This window comes from Mycobacterium sp., assembly GCF_049278535.1.
Lineage (GTDB): Bacteria > Actinomycetota > Actinomycetes > Mycobacteriales > Mycobacteriaceae > Mycobacterium.
In genome coordinates this window covers 1-2,592 of sequence record NZ_JBAPMI010000299.1, presented here as the reverse complement: position 1 = coordinate 2,592, position 2,592 = coordinate 1, and the positions used below count along the sequence as shown (strand labels likewise).

Sequence of the window (2,592 nt, the reverse complement as noted above, 5' to 3'; positions counted from 1 at the left end):
CGCTTCGTGGGCAGGACGGCGCGGTCTGCTGGGCGAGTGGGGGCTGCTTGCATGCATCGATCCTGTGCCGCGCCGGACCATGCGCAAAATGCATGGAGCCCGCCAACTATACGATTCGGTTATGGATGTCGAGCTGCGTCAGTTGCGCTGCCTCATCGCGATCGTGGACGAGGGCACGTTCACCGACGCCGCGATCGCTCTGGGTGTCTCACAGGCTGCGGTCTCCCGCACACTCGCGGCGCTCGAGAAGCGCCTCGGCGTACGGCTGCTGCGACGTACGTCCCGCGAAACCTCGCCGACCGCGATCGGACTACGCGTCGTGGCGCACGCCCGGCGCGTGCTGACCGAGGTCGACAACCTGATACAGGAAGCGACATCGGGCCACGTCGAACTGCGTATCGGCCACGCCTGGTCGGCACTCGGCCGACTCACACTCGCCTTTCAACACCGGTGGCGGGAATCGCACCCGGAAACGCAACTGCACCTGCTTCGCATCAACTCCCCGAGCGCCGGCCTGGCCGAGGGCACCGCGGACCTCGCGGTCATGCGCAGGCCGCTGGAGGACCGCCGCTTCGAGGGCGCCATCGTGGGTCTGGAAGCACGCTGGTGCGCGATGGCCGCCTCCGACCCCCTGGCGCGGCGCCGCTCGGTGCATCTGGCCGATCTCAGCAGCCGCGTCCTGCTCGTTGACCAGCGCACCGGAACGACCACCGCGGATTTGTGGCCCGCGAACGCGCGCCCCGCGACACAGGAGAGCCGCGACATCGACGACTGGCTCACGGTCATCGCCACCGGCCGCTGCGTGGGGGTTACCGCGCAGTCCGTCGTTGACCAATATCCAAGGCCCGGCATCGTCTACCTGCCGGTACGCGACGCCGAACCGATCGCCGTACGACTGGTCTGGTGGCGCGACGACCCCCACCCGGCCACCCGCCCCGTGCTCGAGCTTCTTACCGAGCTTTACCGCACATGACCGATCGAGTGCGCTTCGAACATGCAGATTTTGCTGTACGGCCATCAAGTGCGGCGGCGCGTCAAGTCGCCGCCCGCAAGGCGATCAGCCCGTGCGAAGTCACGGTGTCTGCGCGTCCGTTGATCCTTCGCCAGCGACGGCCACCCCGCGAGCAGACGCGCGGCTCCAGTCACATGCTGATCGGCACGGGGAGGTTCTTGGCGACTCGTTCGGCGCGGTCGCGGATGTTGCCGTCGGCGGTGACCGTGATTTCTCGGCGTACGAGGTTCGAACCGCGCAGAACGTAGAGGGTGACGAAATAGTCGTTTCCCTGGGCTTCGGCGCTCGCCGGTGCTATGACGCCCCGCAGCCGGTCGGTCAGCGCGCTGATCTCCTCAGGCTTAGGTGCAAGCGGGCCGGAGGCCCATTCGATGTCATCGATGCTGCTGACGGCGCGGCTGAACACGTCCATCGCGCGTGTGGTCTCAACGAACCATTGCGCGACCAGGGTCGCATCGGCCGACGAGGTGACACGGATTCCGGCGGCACGCATCATCGCCGGGAAAGCCTCTGGCGATTCGGTGAGATAAAAGACCCTCCCCCCGGCGACTCCGACATAGAAGCTCGCGTTGGGGTGCGGAAACGAGTCGAAACGAACCACGTCCGCGCCACCAGGAAGCGCTACGGATGGGTGCATGATCGCCGAGGCCGGATTAGTCGCCAGAAACGCTTTGTCGGGGTGGCCTTCCGCCTCCAATGCGTTACTGATGAACTCGCGGGTTTCCCTGTCACCGGTAATCATGATCCACTCTCTCGTGGTAGGTGTTAGATCTGTTGCCCGTACTGTCGATACCAGGCCTGGTACGAATCCCATCCTGCACCCAAATGCTGCGGGTAGGGCGTTCCGTCGACCGAGCCTCGTATCTGTCCGCTATGGTAAGCGGCACTCACGGCACCGCGGCCACCCAGCTGACCTGCCTGGTCCAGTTCGGCATAAGTGAGAGGCCTTCCCTGGGCACGCGCCGTCGCATCGCTCCATTGAACCGCGTTGTTGTAGCCGTAGGTATAATGGCTCTGCAAAGCGGAATCCGGAACTTCGATGCCTTGTTTTCGCAGTTCTGTGATGGTCCTGATCTCATTCACTGCGGCATCGGTCTCTTCGTCCAGGGATCGGTTGACGAAGGAAGTTCGATCGAGGCGGCTGACGTCTGCTGTCCAGCCTTCTCGGGTCCAGCGGGCATGCGTGGCCTCGTGGACCAGTCCTGCCGTAGGACTGCCATTCTTTACGTCGATATAGATCGTATTTTTGGCGCGATCGTACATGCTGCCACCCCCGTCTCTGAAGACAGTATTCACGCCATGCTTGTCGATCGTCTCCATGGCCTCACGGCCGGGGGCCCCGGCGAGCGTTAGTTCTCGTTTGTACTTCCGAGGGATTGAAGTCTTGAGGACTTTTGGTTCCGCCGCCTGGGCGACGTGCGCTTCGGAGTCCCGAAAAAACGTCTTTGTTGCCCGAAAGATCCCCATCTCGGCGACGCGGCCGAATTTAGCCACCGAAAACTCCGATCATGCCGGGACCGCTGCGTCGGCCCTTGCGCCGTGGGCGTCTCGCGCGTCCGTCGTGACGCTCTGTCGTGTCA

3 protein-coding genes are annotated in these 2,592 nt (G+C 64.1%); 1 reads left to right on the top strand and 2 read right to left on the bottom strand.

The window, feature by feature from the left end:
- Positions 1 to 973 (top strand): LysR family transcriptional regulator (locus tag WAO18_RS19815; protein WP_422207935.1); only part of this gene is annotated, 973 nt, incomplete at its 5' end.
- Between the two features lie 169 nt (positions 974 to 1,142).
- Here the strand turns inward: WAO18_RS19815 and WAO18_RS19810 are convergent.
- A complete protein-coding gene (locus tag WAO18_RS19810; RefSeq protein WP_422207934.1) occupies positions 1,143 to 1,754 on the bottom strand; it encodes a hypothetical protein in 612 nt (203 codons plus the stop codon).
- 23 nt (positions 1,755 to 1,777) lie between these two features.
- Entirely contained in the window at positions 1,778 to 2,506 is a 729-nt protein-coding gene (locus WAO18_RS19805; RefSeq protein ID WP_422207933.1) for a hypothetical protein, read from the bottom strand.
- Between the last annotated feature and the right edge of the window lie 86 nt (positions 2,507 to 2,592).